Annotated in this window: 11 protein-coding genes; 4 read left to right on the top strand and 7 right to left on the bottom strand. The window is 75.3% G+C overall.

Annotated elements, in window-relative coordinates; all coding sequences use genetic code 11:
- Positions 1 to 19: 19 nt before the first annotated feature.
- Positions 20 to 1291 carry an MFS transporter gene (locus HK417_RS15255; protein ID WP_222267932.1) on the bottom strand — a complete coding sequence of 424 codons (1272 nt, stop codon included), beginning with the start codon at positions 1289 to 1291 and terminating at the stop codon, positions 20 to 22.
- Between the two features lie 66 nt (positions 1292 to 1357).
- On the opposite strand from HK417_RS15255, the gene HK417_RS15250 reads away from it, so the two are divergent.
- Positions 1358 to 2530 carry a glycoside hydrolase family 3 N-terminal domain-containing protein gene (locus HK417_RS15250; protein WP_222267930.1) on the top strand — a complete coding sequence of 391 codons (1173 nt, stop codon included), beginning with the start codon at positions 1358 to 1360 and terminating at the stop codon, positions 2528 to 2530.
- Here the strand turns inward: HK417_RS15250 and HK417_RS15245 are convergent.
- Positions 2527 to 3672, bottom strand: coding sequence for an acyl-CoA dehydrogenase family protein (locus HK417_RS15245; protein ID WP_222267928.1), 1146 nt, complete (start codon positions 3670 to 3672; stop codon positions 2527 to 2529). The genes HK417_RS15250 and HK417_RS15245 overlap by 4 nt on opposite strands.
- Before the next feature lie 65 nt (positions 3673 to 3737).
- Between HK417_RS15245 and HK417_RS15240 the strand changes: the two genes are divergently transcribed.
- Entirely contained in the window at positions 3738 to 4775 is a 1038-nt protein-coding gene (locus HK417_RS15240) for an acyl-CoA dehydrogenase family protein (protein ID WP_222267926.1), read from the top strand.
- A gap of 9 nt (positions 4776 to 4784) precedes the next feature.
- Here the strand turns inward: HK417_RS15240 and HK417_RS15235 are convergent, their stop codons facing one another.
- Together HK417_RS15235 and HK417_RS26510 are read right to left on the bottom strand one after the other, a co-directional pair.
- The gene (locus tag HK417_RS15235) at positions 4785 to 5006 is read right to left on the bottom strand and encodes a KTSC domain-containing protein (RefSeq protein ID WP_222267924.1); all 222 of its coding nucleotides are present in this window, start codon (positions 5004 to 5006) and stop codon (positions 4785 to 4787) included.
- 62 nt (positions 5007 to 5068) lie between these two features.
- On the bottom strand, positions 5069 to 5878 hold the full coding sequence (locus HK417_RS26510) for a glycoside hydrolase family 16 protein (protein WP_222267922.1): 810 nt from the start codon (positions 5876 to 5878) through the stop codon (positions 5069 to 5071).
- A gap of 64 nt (positions 5879 to 5942) precedes the next feature.
- Between HK417_RS26510 and HK417_RS15225 the strand changes: the two genes are divergently transcribed.
- Entirely contained in the window at positions 5943 to 10532 is a 4590-nt protein-coding gene (locus HK417_RS15225; RefSeq protein WP_222267920.1) for an ATP-dependent helicase, read from the top strand.
- Between the two features lie 9 nt (positions 10533 to 10541).
- Here HK417_RS15225 and HK417_RS15220 read toward each other — a convergent pair whose 3' ends face one another.
- On the bottom strand, positions 10542 to 11129 hold the full coding sequence (locus HK417_RS15220) for an antibiotic biosynthesis monooxygenase (RefSeq protein WP_308123608.1): 588 nt from the start codon (positions 11127 to 11129) through the stop codon (positions 10542 to 10544).
- 120 nt (positions 11130 to 11249) lie between these two features.
- Between HK417_RS15220 and HK417_RS15215 the strand changes: the two genes are divergently transcribed.
- Positions 11250 to 12101 (top strand): DNA-formamidopyrimidine glycosylase family protein, encoded by an 852-nt coding sequence (locus HK417_RS15215; protein WP_222267918.1) that lies wholly within the window; start codon positions 11250 to 11252, stop codon positions 12099 to 12101.
- 170 nt (positions 12102 to 12271) lie between these two features.
- Here the strand turns inward: HK417_RS15215 and HK417_RS15210 are convergent, their stop codons facing one another.
- Both HK417_RS15210 and pgi read right to left on the bottom strand, forming a co-directional pair.
- Positions 12272 to 13129, bottom strand: coding sequence for a PspA/IM30 family protein (locus HK417_RS15210; protein WP_222267916.1), 858 nt, complete (start codon positions 13127 to 13129; stop codon positions 12272 to 12274).
- Between the two features lie 328 nt (positions 13130 to 13457).
- Positions 13458 to 15089 carry a glucose-6-phosphate isomerase gene (pgi, locus tag HK417_RS15205; protein ID WP_222267914.1) on the bottom strand — a complete coding sequence of 544 codons (1632 nt, stop codon included), beginning with the start codon at positions 15087 to 15089 and terminating at the stop codon, positions 13458 to 13460.
- Positions 15090 to 15157: the final 68 nt, after the last annotated feature.

Below are 15157 nucleotides of genomic sequence, written 5' to 3'. Positions count from 1 at the left end.
CCGGCCGGACCGATGGCGGTCAGGTGGGAGCCGGTCGCCGGGCGCCGATCCACACCACCGCCAGCGGGACGACGAGCGCGGTGGCCACGACGGCGACCAGCCCGAACCCACCCACGGCCAGCAGCGGGCCACCCAGGGCACCGGCGAGGGCGGCCCCCAGCCCCATGAGCAGGTCGGTCGCCCCCTGCGCGGCCGGTCGCAGCGCCGCCGGGACCGCCTCGGTGACCAGCGTGGAGCCGGCGACCAGGCAGCACGACCAGCCGAGACCCAGGCAGAACAGCCCTGCGCCCAGCTGCAGGGCCGCTCCCGGCGGCGCGGTCCCGGCCACCAGCCCGGCGAGCAGGAGCAGCAGTCCGCCGCAGGCGACGGTGACCGACCGGCCGGCCCGGTCGGCGAGCCAGCCGACCACCGGGGAGAAGAGGTACATGCCGGCGACGTGGACGCTGATCACCAGGCCGATGACCCGCAGCGTCGTCCCGTCGGCGTGACCACCGTGCCCGCCACCCATGTGCACCGGTGTCATGACCATCAGGCCGACCATCACCGAGTGCCCGACGACGACGGCGGTCACGCCGAGCCGTCCACCGGGCCCGGCCCACACGGCGCGCAGCGCCCCGACCGATCCGGTGCGGGCCGGCGGTGTCCCGACCGGGCGGTCGCCGGCGGCGAGCCGCCGGGCCAGCAGCAGCGGATCGGGGCGCAGCAGGAGGAGGACGGCCAGCAGGACGACGGCGAACGCTGCGATCGGCAGCACGTACGCCCCGCCCAGCGGAGGCAGCCCGAGCGCCTGGCCGAGCCCGTCGCCGACCCCGGCGAGGTTCGGCCCGAGCACCGAGCCGACCGTCGTCGCCCACACCACGAGCGACAGTGCCCGCCCGCGGTGCTCCGGCTCGGCCAGGTCGGCGGCGGCGAAGCGCGCCTGCAGCCCGCTGGTGGTGGCCGCGCCGAACAGGAACAGCCCGACGATCAGCAGCGCCAGCGAGGAGATCGCCGCGGCGGCGACCACGAGGACCGCGCCGCCGCCGGCGATCGCGTACCCGAGGGACAACCCGGCCCGCCGTCCCCACCGGTCGCTCGCCCGGGCCAGCGGAACGGCGACCAGCGCCGCCCCGAGCACGCTGGATGTGCTGCCGAGCCCGGCGGCGGTGTCGGTACCGGCAACCTCCGCGGCGAGCAGCCCGCCGACGGTGATCCCGACGGTCACGCCGAGGCCGCCGAGGGCGACCCCACCGGAGAGCACCGCGAGTGTCCGCCGCTGGACCGCGGCGCGCTCGGCCGTCGAGAGGGTCACGGCTCCGCAGTCTGCCGGAGGTCCCCCCGGGTGGACTCCCCCCGGGGCACGGGTAGACAGGAGGCGATGACCGGACGACGTCGCGCCCTCCTCACCGTCGCCGTGCTGCTCTCCGCGGTCGGCTGCGGCGACCGCGGCCCGGCCCGTGAGCAGGCGGCCTCGTCGACTGCCGCGGGCACCCCGTCGACCAGCCCGGAGCCACCCCCGCCACCGCCCTCGTGCGCCGCGCGGACGCTGGCCGGCCTCGACCCGGCCGCCCGGGCGGGCCAGCTGCTGATGGTCGGCGTCCCCGCCGACGACCCCGGCGGCGGCCTGGCCGGGACCGCCGGCGTCCCGGTCGGCGGGGTGTTCCTGCACGGCCGGAGCCGGGCCGACGCCGCCACCCTGGGCGCGGCGGTCGCCGGGCTGCAGGCGTCGTCCGCGGTGCCGCTGCAGGTCGCCGTCGACCAGGAGGGCGGGCTCGTGCAGACGCTGCAGGGCCCCGGCTTCGACGAGCTGCCGACCGCCACCGAGCAGGGGGCGCGCCCGCCGGAGGAGGTGCGGAGCACGGTCACCGCCCTCGCGCGGCAGCTGCGCGCCGCCGGCGTCACCCTGGACCTGGCCCCGGTGGCCGACGTCGTCCCGGCCGGCACCGAGGCGGCCAACCCGCCGATCGGCGCGTCCGACCGGCAGTACGGCAGCGACCCGACGCGGGTGGCCGACGTCGTCGGCACGGTCGTGCAGGCCCTGCAGGACGGCGGGGTGGCCGCCACCGCCAAGCACTTCCCGGGGCTGGGCCGGGTGACGGTCAACACCGACACCGACCTCGGTGCCGCCGATCCGCGGACCACCGCCGACGACCCGGCGCTGCTGCCGTTCGCCGCGGCGGTCGACGCCGGCACGGCCGCGGTCATGGTGAGCTCCGCGACCTACCCGCAGCTGGACCCGGACGCCCCCGCGGTCTTCTCCCCCGCGGTCGTCGGCCTGCTGCGCGACCGGCTGGGCTTCGACGGGGTGGTCATGAGCGACGACCTGGGCCGGGCGGTCGCGGTGTCGCAGGTCCCGGTGGAGCGCCGCGCGGTGGACGCGGTGGCGGCGGGCGTCGACGTCGTCCTCACCGTCCGGACGGCGGACGCGCAGCCGATGGCGCAGGCGCTCACCGACCGGGCCGCCGCGGACCCGGCGTTCGCCGCGCGGGTCACCGAGTCCGCCGGCCGGGTGCTCGCGCTCAAGGAGCGGTTCGGGCTGCTGACCTGCTAGAGCCCCATCGAGCGGCCGATGATCTCCTTCATGATCTCGTTGGTGCCGCCGTAGATGGACTGCACCCGCGCGTCCCGCCAGGCCTTCGAGACCCGGTACTCGTCCATGTAGCCGTAGCCGCCGTGCAGCTGCAGGCAGCGGTCGGCGACCTCGTTCTGCAGCTCCGTCGTCCACCACTTGGCCATCGCCGCGTCGGTGGCGGTGAGGTCACCCGAGCCGAGCTGCCGGATGCACTCGTCGACGAAGGTGCGCGCGATCGTCACCCTGGTCCGCAGCTCGGCCAGGACGAAGCGGTTGTGCTGGAACGAGCCGACCGGCCGGCCGAACGCCGTCCGGGTGGTGACGTGGTCGAGGGTGAGGCCGAGGACCGTCTCGGCCGCCGCGACGGCGCCCGCGGCGATCGAGAGGCGTTCCTGCGGCAGGTTGTCCATCAGGTGCCCGAAGCCCCCGTGCTCGGTGCCGAGCAGGTTGCCGGCCGGGACGCGCACCTCGTCGAGGAACAGCTCCGCGGTGTCCTGCGCCTTCAGGCCCACCTTCGCCAGGTTGCGGCCGCGGGTGAACCCGGGCATGCCCCGTTCGACGACGAGCAGGCTGGTGCCGCGGGAGGCGGGCACACCGGCCGCCGTCCGGGCGACCACGATCACCAGGTCGGCGTTGATCCCGTTGGTGACGAACGTCTTGGCCCCGCTCAGCACCCACGCGTCGCCGTCCCGCCGCGCCGTGGTCCCGATGCCCTGCAGGTCGCTACCGGTGTCCGGCTCGGTCATCGCGATCGCGGTGATGAGCTCGCCGGCGCAGAAGCCGGGCAGCCAGCGGGCCTTCTGCTCGTCGGTGGCCAGGTCGCGCAGGTAGGGGCCGACGACGTCGTTGTGCAGCGGGAAACCGACGCCGCTCGCGCCGAGCCGGGTGAGCTCCTCACCGAGGACGACGTTGTAGCGGAAGTCGCGCACCCCGCCGCCGCCGAACCGCTCGTCCTGGTCCATGCCGAGCAGCCCCTGCTCCCCGGCCGCCGTCCAGACCTCGCGGGGCACGATCCCGGCCCGCTCCCAGTCGTCGTGGAACGGCGCGACGGTCCGGTCGAGGAAGGCCCGGACGCTGACCCGGAACGCGTCGTGGTCGGCCTCGTGCAGCGTGTGGCGCATGGCGCGGAGTCTGGCCGACCGGGAGCTGCCGGGACCAGGTCGGGGCACCACACCGCGGAGGGCGGATGATCAGCCCCATGAGCGCGAGGACGACGGACATCCGCGCCTCGGTGGCGGCAACCGCAGCCGAGGTGGACGCCGGGACGGCGGACACCCGGGCCGCACTGCGGGAGCTCGGCGCGCGGGGGCTGCTCGGCCGGCCGTCGTCAGCCGACCCCGCCGCCTCGCTGGGTGCGCCCGTCGCGCTGGTCCGCGAGGTGGCGGCCGGATCGCTGGCGACGGCGTTCTCGCTGTGGTCCCAGACGATGGTCCTGGAGTACCTGCGCTGCTGCCCCACCCCCGCGAGCACGGCCCTCGTGCCGGACCTGGCCGCGGGTGCGCTGACCGGCTCGACCGGGCTGGCCCCGGCGCTGGCCGACCTCGCCGGCGGGCAGCCGCTGCCGGTGCGCGCCGAGCGGGACGGGGACGGCTGGCGGCTGACCGGCGCGGTGCCGTGGGCGTCCAACCTGTTCGACGACGCCGTCCTGGTGACCCCCGCGCGGACCGCGGACGGCGGGCGCCTGGTCGCGGTCGTCCGGCTCTCCGCCGCGACCGTCGTCCCCGCCGGTCCGCTGCTGGCGCTCAACGGCACCGGCACCGGATCGGTCGGGCTGCGTGACGTGCGGGTGGCCGGCGGCGCCGTGCTCAGCACCGACCTGGCCGGCTTCGTGTCGCTGTGCCTGCCGGCGATGCTCCTCCTGCAGGCCGCGCTGGCCGTCGGGCTGGCCGACGCCGCGCTGCCGGCCGCGGCCGGGCGGCTGACCGGGCCCAACGGCACGCTCCGCCCCGACCACGAGCTGCTCACCGCGCGGCACGCCGAGGTGGCCCGGCGGCTGGGCGCGCGGGCCGCCGACCCGCTGTCGGCCGGCCGGCCGGAGCTCGCCCAGCTGCGGCTGGACGCGCTGCACCTCGCCGCCGACGCGGTGCGGCTGGACAGCACGGTGGCGTCGGGCAGCGGCTTCCGGGCCGACAGCCCGACCAGCCGGCGGGTGCGGGAGGTGGCGTTCCTCCCCGTGCAGGCGCCCACCGAGGGGCAGCTGCGCCGCCAGGCGGCGGCCGGCTGACCGGACCGGTCAGCTCGCCCGGCGCACCGGGCGGTAGCGGTACCGGGGCTTGATCTCGGTGTTCAGGTAGCGGCCCAGGCTGTCGGACTCGAGCAGCGCCAGGGCCTCTTCCGGCGGCACGTCGAGGTAGTCGTACACCCCGCCGTTGTGGAACTCGATCTCCAGCACGTGCTCGTCGAGGTCGTACCCGACCGAGCGGATGTTCGAGGAGTGCACCCGTGCGCGTCTCATCGCTGCCCCCACGGGACGACAACGTCGTAATTACGCCATTGTCATCCTGAGAGCGGCTGCCGTCAGCCTGTCGCGCGCCACCCCCGGAACCACTCGACCACGAACTCCTTGGGCCACGGTCCGGGCGCCGGGGCGCCGTCGGGCCCGGGCAGCGCGTAGCCGGAGAGCATGACCTGCACCGGGTAGTCAGGCGACTGCCGCACCACGTGCACGAGCTGCTCGTCGACGTAGAAGGCGACGTCGGACGGCGTCCACTCGACCGCGTACTCGTGGAGCTCACGGGCGTCGACCGGGAGCTCCGGGCGGACGAAGTCGTCGGTGATCAGCGGGTCGCCGAACGGGTGCACGCCCATGCCCACCGCCGTCCCGCCGTCGCGCACGTCCCTGCCGAACACCTCGACCACGCAGATCTCCGCCGACCGCTCGGGCGCGTCCTCGACCCCGATCAGCCACAGCGCGCCCATGGCGGCGGGGTCGTCGCTGAACCGGGCGCGGACCTCGACCAGCCCGTACCGCGGCGTGTACAGCCGCCGCTCCTCCTGCTCCTCCCGGACGACGAGCTCCGGCCGGAACCGGTGCTGTCCGACGGAGCTCCCCAGCGGCCCGGCGAACGCCCCCGTCTGCAGGTTCGAGACCCGCACCTGGCCGTCGAACTCCGGGCACCACGGCGGCTGGTCCTCCTCCACCAGCAGCCGCAGCGCGCCGTCCCCGAGCCGGTACCGCGCCGCCGCGGCCGCCCGGGAGCTCCAGTGCGGCAGGTACCACGGCAGCCACAGCGACCGGTCCAGCGCGGTGCCGGCGAAGGTGTCCTCGACCGCCAGCTCGTAGCCGCTGCGGTCCAGCGTCGTCGGCACGTCCCGGTACTGGTCCACGTCCGCCCTCCTCGTCGTCGCGCAGGCCCGGCGGAAGTGTCGTACCTGCGTGGACACTGGTCGCGTGTCCTCCCTCGACCGGTTCTCCGCGGCCACCCGGGCGTGGTTCACCGGCGCCTTCGCCGAGCCCACGGCGGCCCAGGAGGGAGCATGGTCGGCGATCAGCAGCGGCGAGCACGCCCTCGTCGTCGCCCCCACCGGGTCGGGCAAGACGCTGGCCGCCTTCCTGTGGTCCCTCGACCGGCTCGCCGCGGTCCCCCCGCCGGGGGACCCGCTGGCCCGCTGCCGGGTGCTCTACGTGTCACCGCTCAAGGCACTGGCCGTCGACGTGGAGCGGAACCTGCGCGCGCCGCTGACCGGGATCGGCCAGGCGGCCGCCCGGCTGGGGCTGCCGCGACCGCAGATCACCGTCGGGGTCCGCTCCGGTGACACCCCCGCCGACGAGCGGCGCACGTTCGCGCGGCGCCCGCCGGACATCCTGATCACCACGCCCGAGTCGCTGTTCCTGCTGCTCACCAGCCAGGCGCGGGAGTCGCTGCGCGGGGTGGAGACGGTGATCCTGGACGAGGTGCACGCGGTCTGCGGCACCAAGCGCGGCGCGCACCTCGCGGTCTCCCTCGACCGGCTCGACGAGCTGCTGGAGCGACCGGCGCAGCGGATCGGCCTGTCGGCGACCGTGCGGCCGATCGAGGAGGTGTCCACCTTCCTGGCCGGTGGGCGGCCGGTGCAGGTGGTGGCGCCCCCGGCGGACAAGAAGTGGGACCTGTCGGTCGTCGTCCCGGTGGAGGACATGTCCCAGCTGGGGCAGCCCACCGGTGAGCTGGGAGGGTCCGCCGCCGGCGACCAGCCGCGCGCGTCGATCTGGCCGGCGGTCGAGGAGCGGGTGCTCGACCTCATCGAGGCGCACCGCAGCACCATCGTCTTCGCCAACTCCCGGCGGCTGGCCGAGCGGCTCACCAGCCGGCTGAACGAGCTGCACGTCGAGCGGACGACGGGTGAGCCGCTGCCGCACGGCGCGAACCCGGCCCAGCTGATGGCGCAGGCGGGCGCCGGCGGCGGCCTGCCGCCGGACGTGAAGCCGATCGCCGCCGCCCACCACGGCTCGGTGTCCCGGGAGCAGCGCGCGATCGTGGAGGAGGCGCTCAAGTCCGGGCAGCTGCCGGCCGTGGTCGCCACGTCCTCGCTGGAGCTGGGTATCGACATGGGCGCGGTCGACTTCGTGGTGCAGGTCGAGTCCCCGCCCAACGTCGCCGCCGGCCTGCAGCGGGTCGGCCGGGCCGGGCACCAGGTGGGCGCGGTCAGCGAGGGCGTCATCTTCCCGAAGTTCCGCGGCGACCTGGTGCAGAGCGCCGTCGTCGCCGAGCGGATGCGGACCGGGTCGATCGAGTCCACCCGCTACCTGCGCAACCCGCTCGACGTGCTGGCCCAGCAGGTCGTCGCGATGGTCGCCGAGCGGCCGCGCACCGTCGACGACGTCGCGGCGGTCCTCCGCCGGTCCGCCGCGTTCGCGTCGCTGCCCGACTCCGCGCTGCAGGCCGTGCTCGACATGCTGGCCGGCCGGTACCCCTCCGACGCGTTCGCCGAGCTCCGCCCGCGGCTCACCTGGGACCGGGTCACCGACACGCTCACCGCCCGGGCCGGCGCCCAGCGGCTGGCGGTCACCAGCGGCGGCACGATCCCCGACCGCGGGCTGTTCGGCGTCTTCCTCGTCTCCGGTGCCGGGGAGACCGGCGGCCGGCGGGTCGGCGAGCTCGACGAGGAGATGGTCTACGAGTCCCGGGTGGGCGACGTCTTCCTGCTCGGCTCGTCGTCCTGGCGGATCGAGGAGATCACCCACGACCGGGTGCTGGTCAGCCCCGCCCCCGGGCTGCCCGGGAAGATGCCGTTCTGGCACGGCGACACCCAGGGCCGCCCGCTGGAGCTGGGCCGGGCCCTCGGCGCGTTCCTGCGCGAGGTCGGTTCCGCGACGCCGGAGGCCGGCGCCGAGCGGGCCCGCGCCGCCGGGCTCGACGAGTGGGGCGCGGCCAACCTGCTCGCCTACCTCGCCGAGCAGAAGCAGGCCACCGGGCACCTCCCCGACGACCGCACGATGCTGGTCGAGCGGTTCCGCGACGAGCTCGGTGACTGGCGGCTGGTCGTCCACTCCCCCTTCGGCGCGCAGGTCAACGCACCGTGGGCGCTGGTCCTCGCCGCCCGGCTGCGCGAGCGGTTCGGCGTCGACGTGGCCTCCATGCACTCCGACGACGGCATCGTCCTGCGGCTGCCCGACACCACCGGCGAGGCGCCCGAGGCCGACCTGGCGATCCTCGACCCCGACGACGTCGAGCGCGAGGTCACCGCCGAGGTCGGCAACTCCGCGCTGTTCGCCAGCCGGTTCCGCGAGTGCGCCGCCCGCGCCCTGCTGCTCCCCCGCCGCGACCCGCGCAAGCGCACGCCGCTGTGGCAGCAGCGCCAGCGGGCGGCGCAGCTGCTGTCGGTGGCCAGCGAGTTCTCCTCCTTCCCGATCACGCTCGAGGCGGTCCGGGAGGTGCTGCAGGACGTCTACGACGTGCCCGGCCTGGTCGAGCTGATGACCGACGTCCGCTCCCGCCGGGTGCGGGTCGTCGACGTCCAGACGCAGTCCGCCTCGCCGTTCGCCCAGTCGCTGCTGTTCGGCTACGTCGGCCAGTTCATCTACGAGGGGGACGCGCCGCTGGCCGAGCGGCGGGCCCAGGCGCTCGCGCTGGACACCGGGCTGCTCGCCGAGCTGCTCGGCCGCTCCGAGCTGCGCGAGCTGCTCGACGCGGACGCGATGCACGAGGTGGAGGCCGAGCTGCAGCGGCTGCCGATGGAGCGGCACCCGCGCGACGTGGACGGCGCCAGCGACCTGCTCCGCGGGGTCGGCGACCTGACCGCCGCCGAGGCCGGGGTCCGCGGGGTGCCCGCCGCGTGGCTCGACGAGCTGGTCGCCGCCCGGCGGGCGATCGTCGTGCGGATCGCCGGCGAGGAGCGGCACGTCGCCATCGAGGACGCCGGCCGCCTGCGGGACGCGCTGGGTACCGCGCTGCCGGTCGGCGTGCCCGAGGCGTTCACCGAGCCGGTGGCCGACCCGCTCGGGGACCTGGTCGGCCGCTACGCCCGCACCCACGGGCCGTTCGTGCCCGGCGACGTGGCGGGCCGGCTGGGGCTGGGCGTCGCCGTCGTGACGGCCACCCTGCAGCGTCTGGTCGGCACCGGTCGGCTGGTCACCGGGGAGTTCCGCCCCGGCGGCACCGGCCAGGAATGGTGCGACGCCGACGTGCTGCGCTCGATCCGCCGCCGGTCGCTGGCCAAGCTCCGCCAGGAGGTCGAGCCCGTGCCGGTCGGCACGCTGGCCCGGTTCACGCCGTCCTGGCAGTCCGTCGGCAGCCGGGTGCGTGGGGTGGACGGCGTCCTCGCGGTGGTGGAGCAGCTGGCCGGCGCCCTCGTGCCCGCCTCGGCCCTGGAGTCGCTGGTGCTCCCGTCGCGGGTGCGCGACTACTCCCCCGCGATGCTCGACGAGCTGACCAGCGCCGGTGAGGTGCTGTGGGCCGGCGCCGGCGGGCTGTCCGGTGGGGACGGCTGGCTCACCCTCGTGCCCGCCGACCTGGCCCCGCTGCTGCTGGCCGAGCCGCCCGGCGGGGCGCGGCTCGAGGGCGGGGTCGCCCAGCAGGTGCTCGACGAGCTCGCCTGCGGGCAGGCGCTGTTCTTCCGCTCGCTGTCCGACCGGGTCGGCGCGACCGACGACCAGGCGCTGGCCGACGTCGTCTGGGACCTGGTCTGGAGCGGCGCGCTGACCAACGACACGCTCGCCCCGCTGCGGGCCCGGCTGGGCAGTGGCGGCACGCACCGCAAGGCCCCGGCCGCCCCGCGGGCCCGGCTCGACCGCAGCCGCTACGGCCGCACCCGGCTGGGCCGCCCGGCGATGCCCAGCCGCACCGGCCCGCCGACGGTGGCCGGCCGCTGGTCGCGGCTGCCCGACCTGGAGACCAACGCGACCAAACGCACGACCGCGCGCGCCGAGGCGCTGATGGAGCGGCACGGCGTCCTCACCCGCGGTGCGGTCCAGGGCGAGCAGGTCCCCGGTGGCTTCTCCGCCGTCTACCCGGTGCTCCGCGCGTTCGAGGAGAACGGCCGGGCCCGCCGCGGCTACTTCGTCGAGACCCTCGGCGCCGCGCAGTTCGGCGGCGCGGGCGCGGTCGACCGGCTGCGCAGCTTCGCCAGCCCGGACCGCACGCCGGCCGGACCGGTCGTGCTGGCGGCCACCGACCCGGCGAACGTGTACGGCGCGGCGCTGCCCTGGCCGGAGCGGCCCACCGGCGACGAGGAGGCCGTCGACATCGGAGAGGGCACCGGCTCCCGCAAGAGCGGGCACCGGGCGGGGCGCAAGGCCGGTGCGCTGGTGGTGCTGGTCGACGGGGAGCTGGTGCTCTACGTCGAGCGCGGCGGCAAGACGCTGCTGTCCTGGACCGAGGACGAGCACACGCTCAAGGAGGCGACCACCGCGCTGTCCGGTGCCGTGGCGTCCGGGGCGCTCGGGCGGATGACGGTGCAGAAGGCGGACGGCGCCTCGGTGCACGAGTCCACGCCGTTGTCCGCGGCGCTGCAGGCGGCCGGGTTCGCCGCGACCCCGCGCGGCCTCCGCCTCCGCGGCTGACCCGGGAGGTCAGCGGCGGCGGGAGCCCTGCAGCCAGTGGGCGAACCGGCGGCTGAGCCGCGGCATGAGCACCCGCAGCGCGCTCACGACGTACACCGCCGACAGCACCAGGCGCAGCGGCCAGGGCCAGTCGCCGACGAACGGGACCGCGACCAGCTGGAACGACGTGGTCACGACCAGCACGACCGCGACGGTGAGCAGCCAGCTGCGCCAGGCCGGGCCCGGGCGCGGCGGCACCGCGAAGAAGGTCTCCAGACCCACGGCGCGGGCGATCCGCTCGTTCTCGACCAGACGGCGCACCTCCTCCAGCGCTGCGCGGCGCTCGGCCGAGCGCTCCCACGCGGCCAGGGACGCGTCGTCGGCGAACCGGTAGACGAGGTGGTACTCGTCGCTGCCCGGGCCGGGACGCAGCAGCGACGAGCCGAGGTGGCCCGGGAAGGTCGCCACGACGTCCTGGACGTCGGTGGCCCACTGCTCGAACGCGTCCTGCAGCTCCGGGCGCACCACCCGCGCGACGGTCACCGTCACCGGCTCGGGTGCCCGGCCGGTGGGGTTGCCGGCCAGCCGGGCGGGCAGGGTGCGCAGTCGCGTCGTCACGTCCACGGCCTACCGGAGCGCCGCCGGGGCCGCGGCTGTTCCCGGATGTCGGCCCCTTCACACCGCCCGGCCCGCCCGACGGCGAGCGGACAGGCCCCGGGGCGCGGGATCATGGTCGGCATGCCCGAGGGAGACACCGTCTGGCTGGCCGCGCAGCGGATGCACACCGCGCTGGCCGGGGCCACGCTGCGCCGGGCTGAGCTGCGGGTGCCGCAGCTGGCCGCCGTCGACCTGGCCGGCGCGACCGTCACCGAGGTGGTCCCTCGCGGCAAGCACATGCTCATCCGCCTCGCCGACGGCCGGACCCTGCGCACCCACTACCGGATGGACGGCAGCTGGCACATCTACCGGCCCGGCACGAGGTGGCACGGGGGCCCGGCCTTCGCCGTCCGCGCCGTGCTGGCCACCGAGGAGTGGGAGTGCGTCGGGTACCGGCTGCACGACATGGCGCTGGTGGCCACCGCGGACGAGGACCAGCTGGTCGGCCACCTGGGGCCCGACGTCCTGGGTCCGGACTGGGACCTCGACGAGGCGCTGCGCCGGCTGCTCAACCATCCCGACGAGCAGATCGGCGTCGCGCTGCTCGACCAGCGGAACCTGGCCGGCATCGGCAACCTCTACAAGGTCGAGGCGCTGTTCCTCACCGGCGTCCACCCGTGGACCCGGGTCGCCGACGTCGCGGACCTGGCCGGTGTGGTGAACCGGGCCCGGACGCTGATGCTCGCCAACCGGCACCGCCCGGAGCAGAGCACCACCGGCAGCACGCGGCACGGCGAGGACCACTGGGTCGCCGGGCGGAAGGGCCGGCCCTGCCGGCGCTGCGGCACCCGGATCCTGCTCGGTGACCAGGGACCGGACACCCAGGAGCGGGTGACCTGGTGGTGCCCGCGCTGCCAGGCGCCGCGCAGCGCCATCGACCCGTCGGCACGCACCGGCGAGCACGACCACCCGCCGACGCTCGCCGGCCGCTGAACAAGGACCCCACTCCCCTCATTCCTCGCACGCTCGGAACGAGCCTCTGAGCGGGGCCGACAGCAGGCGACCTCCGGGCTGCTACACGTTAACCCCGCCGTCCATCGGGACGACGGGGTTCCGGCGGAGGCCTGCTCCGGGCCCGCTGCGGGCCCGGGGAGCGGGTCGGCTCAGGCCGGGTCGGTGCGCTCCACGGGCTGCGCCTGCGGCTGCTCGGCGCCGACCCCGGTGCCGCTCACCGCACCGTTGCCCTGCTCCAGCGCGCCGGCCGCCGTGGTGCCCTCGACCGCGGGGCGGCTCGCGGCTCCGCCGCTCATCGCCGACCGGATCTCGGCGAGCCGGGAGGCACCGGCCACGTCGAGGGTGGCCCTCTGCACCTCCTGCATCCGGCCCTCGACGGAGTTCTGCGCGAGCTCCGCGTGTCCCAGCGCGTTGGCGTACCGGGCCTCGATCTTGTCGCGGACCTCGCCCAGCGACGGGGTGTTGCCCGGCGCGGAGAGCTCGTTGACCTGGCGCAGGGAGTCGGCGACCCGCTCCTGCATCTTCGCCTGCTCCAGCTGCGAGAGCAGCTTGGTGCGCTCGGCCAGGGTCGTCTGCAACCGCATGCGGCTCTGCTCGACCGCGCCCTTGGCCTGCTCGGCGGCCTGCAGCGCCTCGTCGTGGCTGCGCTTGAGGTCCTCCATCGCCTGCTCCGCGCTCACCAGCTGGGTCGCGAACGCCTGCGCGGCCTGCTCGTACTCGGCGGCCTTCTGCGGGTTGCCCCCGGCACGCTGCTGGTCGGCGAGGGTCAGCGCCTGCCGCGCGGACGCCTGCAGCTGCTCCACCTCACCGAGCTGCCGGTTGAGCCGCATCTCCAGCTGACGTTGGTTGCCCAGCACCGCCGCGGCCTGGTTGGCCAGCGCCTGGTGCCGCGACTGCTCGGCCTCGATGGCCTGCGCGATCTGCACCTTGGGGTCCGCGCGCTGGTCGATCTGCTGGTTCGCCGACGCCGTCAGGTACTTCCACAGCTTCACGAACGGGTTGGGCATGGTTCCTCCTGTCCGGCGCACTGGCCCCGCCGGGCGGCGAGAGGTGCGGCACGGGCGACGTCCTCGCCGATCATCGTCCCAGGCACCTGCCCTCGTCAGCCACCGCGCGTCACCGGTCGCGCCCCAGGGGGCGGAGGCGCGGCTCGTCGCCGTGATCCGCGTCATGGGCGAGCTCGTCGTCGACCTCGTCGCCGACCGGTCCGTCGGCGCGGGGCCCGAGGCACCGCGCCGCACTTCATCGCCCGGCCCGGAAGCAACGCGCTACCGGTCTCAGAGGGCGTTGCATCCACCCCTGAGCCCGAGCGACCTGATCAGCGCGGGCGCCGGATCACACTGTGCGGCCGCGCAGCTCCCGGTAGCGCCGGATCAGCCCGGCCGTCGAGCTGTCCTGGTCCAGCGCCGGGGCGTCCTCGCTGGTCAGGGCGGGCTCGAGCTGCTTGGCCATCACCTTGCCGAGCTCCACACCCCACTGGTCGAACGAGTCGATCTGCCAGACGACGCCCTCGACGAACACCGTGTGCTCGTAGAACGCGACCAGCTGGCCCAGCGTGCTGGGCGTGAGCCGGGGCGCCAGGACGGTCGAGGAGGGCCGGTTGCCGGGCATCACCTTGTGCGGCACGACGTCGGCCGCCGTCCCCTCGGCCGCCACCTCCTCCGCCGTCCGGCCGAAGGCGAGCACCGCACTCTGCGCGAAGAAGTTGGCCATGAGCAGGTCGTGCATGTCCCCGATGTCGTGGTTCGGCTGCCCGAAGCCGATGAAGTCCGCCGGCACGATCGAGGTGCCCTGGTGCAGCAGCTGGTGGAAGGCGTGCTGGCCGTTGGTCCCCGGCTCGCCCCAGTACACCTCGCCGGTCGACGTCGTCACCGGCTCGCCGTCCCAGCGCACCGACTTGCCGTTGCTCTCCATGGTCAGCTGCTGCAGGTAGGCGGGCAGCCGGGAGAGGTACTGGCTGTAGGGCAGGACGGCGTGGGTCTGGGCGCCGAAGAAGTTCGTGTACCAGACGTTGAGCAGCCCCTGGATGACCGGCAGGTTCTCGGTCAGCGGAGCGGTGCGGAAGTGCTCGTCGATGGTGTGGAAGCCGGCGAGCATCTCGGCGTAGGCGTCCGGCCCGATCGCGACCATCAGCGACAGGCCGATCGCGGAGGTGAAGGAGTAGCGGCCGCCGACCCAGTCCCAGAAGCCGAACATGTTCTCCGGGTCGATGCCGAACGCCTTCACCGCCTCGGTGTTGGTGGAGACGGCGACGAAGTGCTTGGCGACCGCGGACTCGTCGCCGCCGAGCGCGTCCAGCAGCCAGGCGCGGGCCACCTTCGCATTCGTCAGCGTCTCGAGCGTGGTGAACGTCTTGGAGCAGACGATGACGAGCGTCTCGGCCGGGTCGAGGTCACGGGTGGCCTCGGCGAAGTCGGTCGGGTCGATGTTGGAGACGAACCGCAGGGTCAGGTCCCGGTCGCTGTAGTCGCGCAGCGCCGTGTAGGCCATCGCCGGCCCCAGGTCCGACCCGCCGATCCCGATGTTGACCACGGCGCGGATCCGCCTGCCGCTGTGCCCCACCCACTCCCCCGACCGCACCCGGTCGGCGAAGGCCCGCATCCTGCCCAGCACCTCCCCGACGTCACCGGAGACGTCCTGCCCGTCGACCTCGAGTGCTTGGCCGGCCGGGGCGCGCAACGCGACGTGCAGGACGGCGCGGTCCTCGGTGACGTTGATGTGCTCGCCGCGGAACATGGCATCCGCGCGCTCCCGCACCCCGGCACGCTCGGCCAGCGCGACGAGCAGCCGGAGCGTCTCGTCGGTGACCCGGTGCTTCGAGTAGTCGAGGTACAGGTCGCCGGCGGTCGCGGTGAGCCGGGTGCCGCGGTCGGGGTCCTCGGCGAACAGCTCGCGGAGCTGCCGGCCCTCGACCTCGGCGTGGTGGGTGGCCAGCGCCGCCCACTCGTCGGTCGCGGTGATGTCCATGCCTGTGTGCCTCCAGAGTCCGCCGTGGTCCGTCGGGGATCGGATGTGCACGCCACCGTTCCCCGGCA

Source organism: Modestobacter marinus (genome assembly GCF_019799945.1).
In the GTDB taxonomy this organism is placed as follows: Bacteria; Actinomycetota; Actinomycetes; order Mycobacteriales; family Geodermatophilaceae; genus Modestobacter; species Modestobacter marinus_B.
This window is presented reverse-complemented; position numbering and strand designations above follow the sequence as displayed.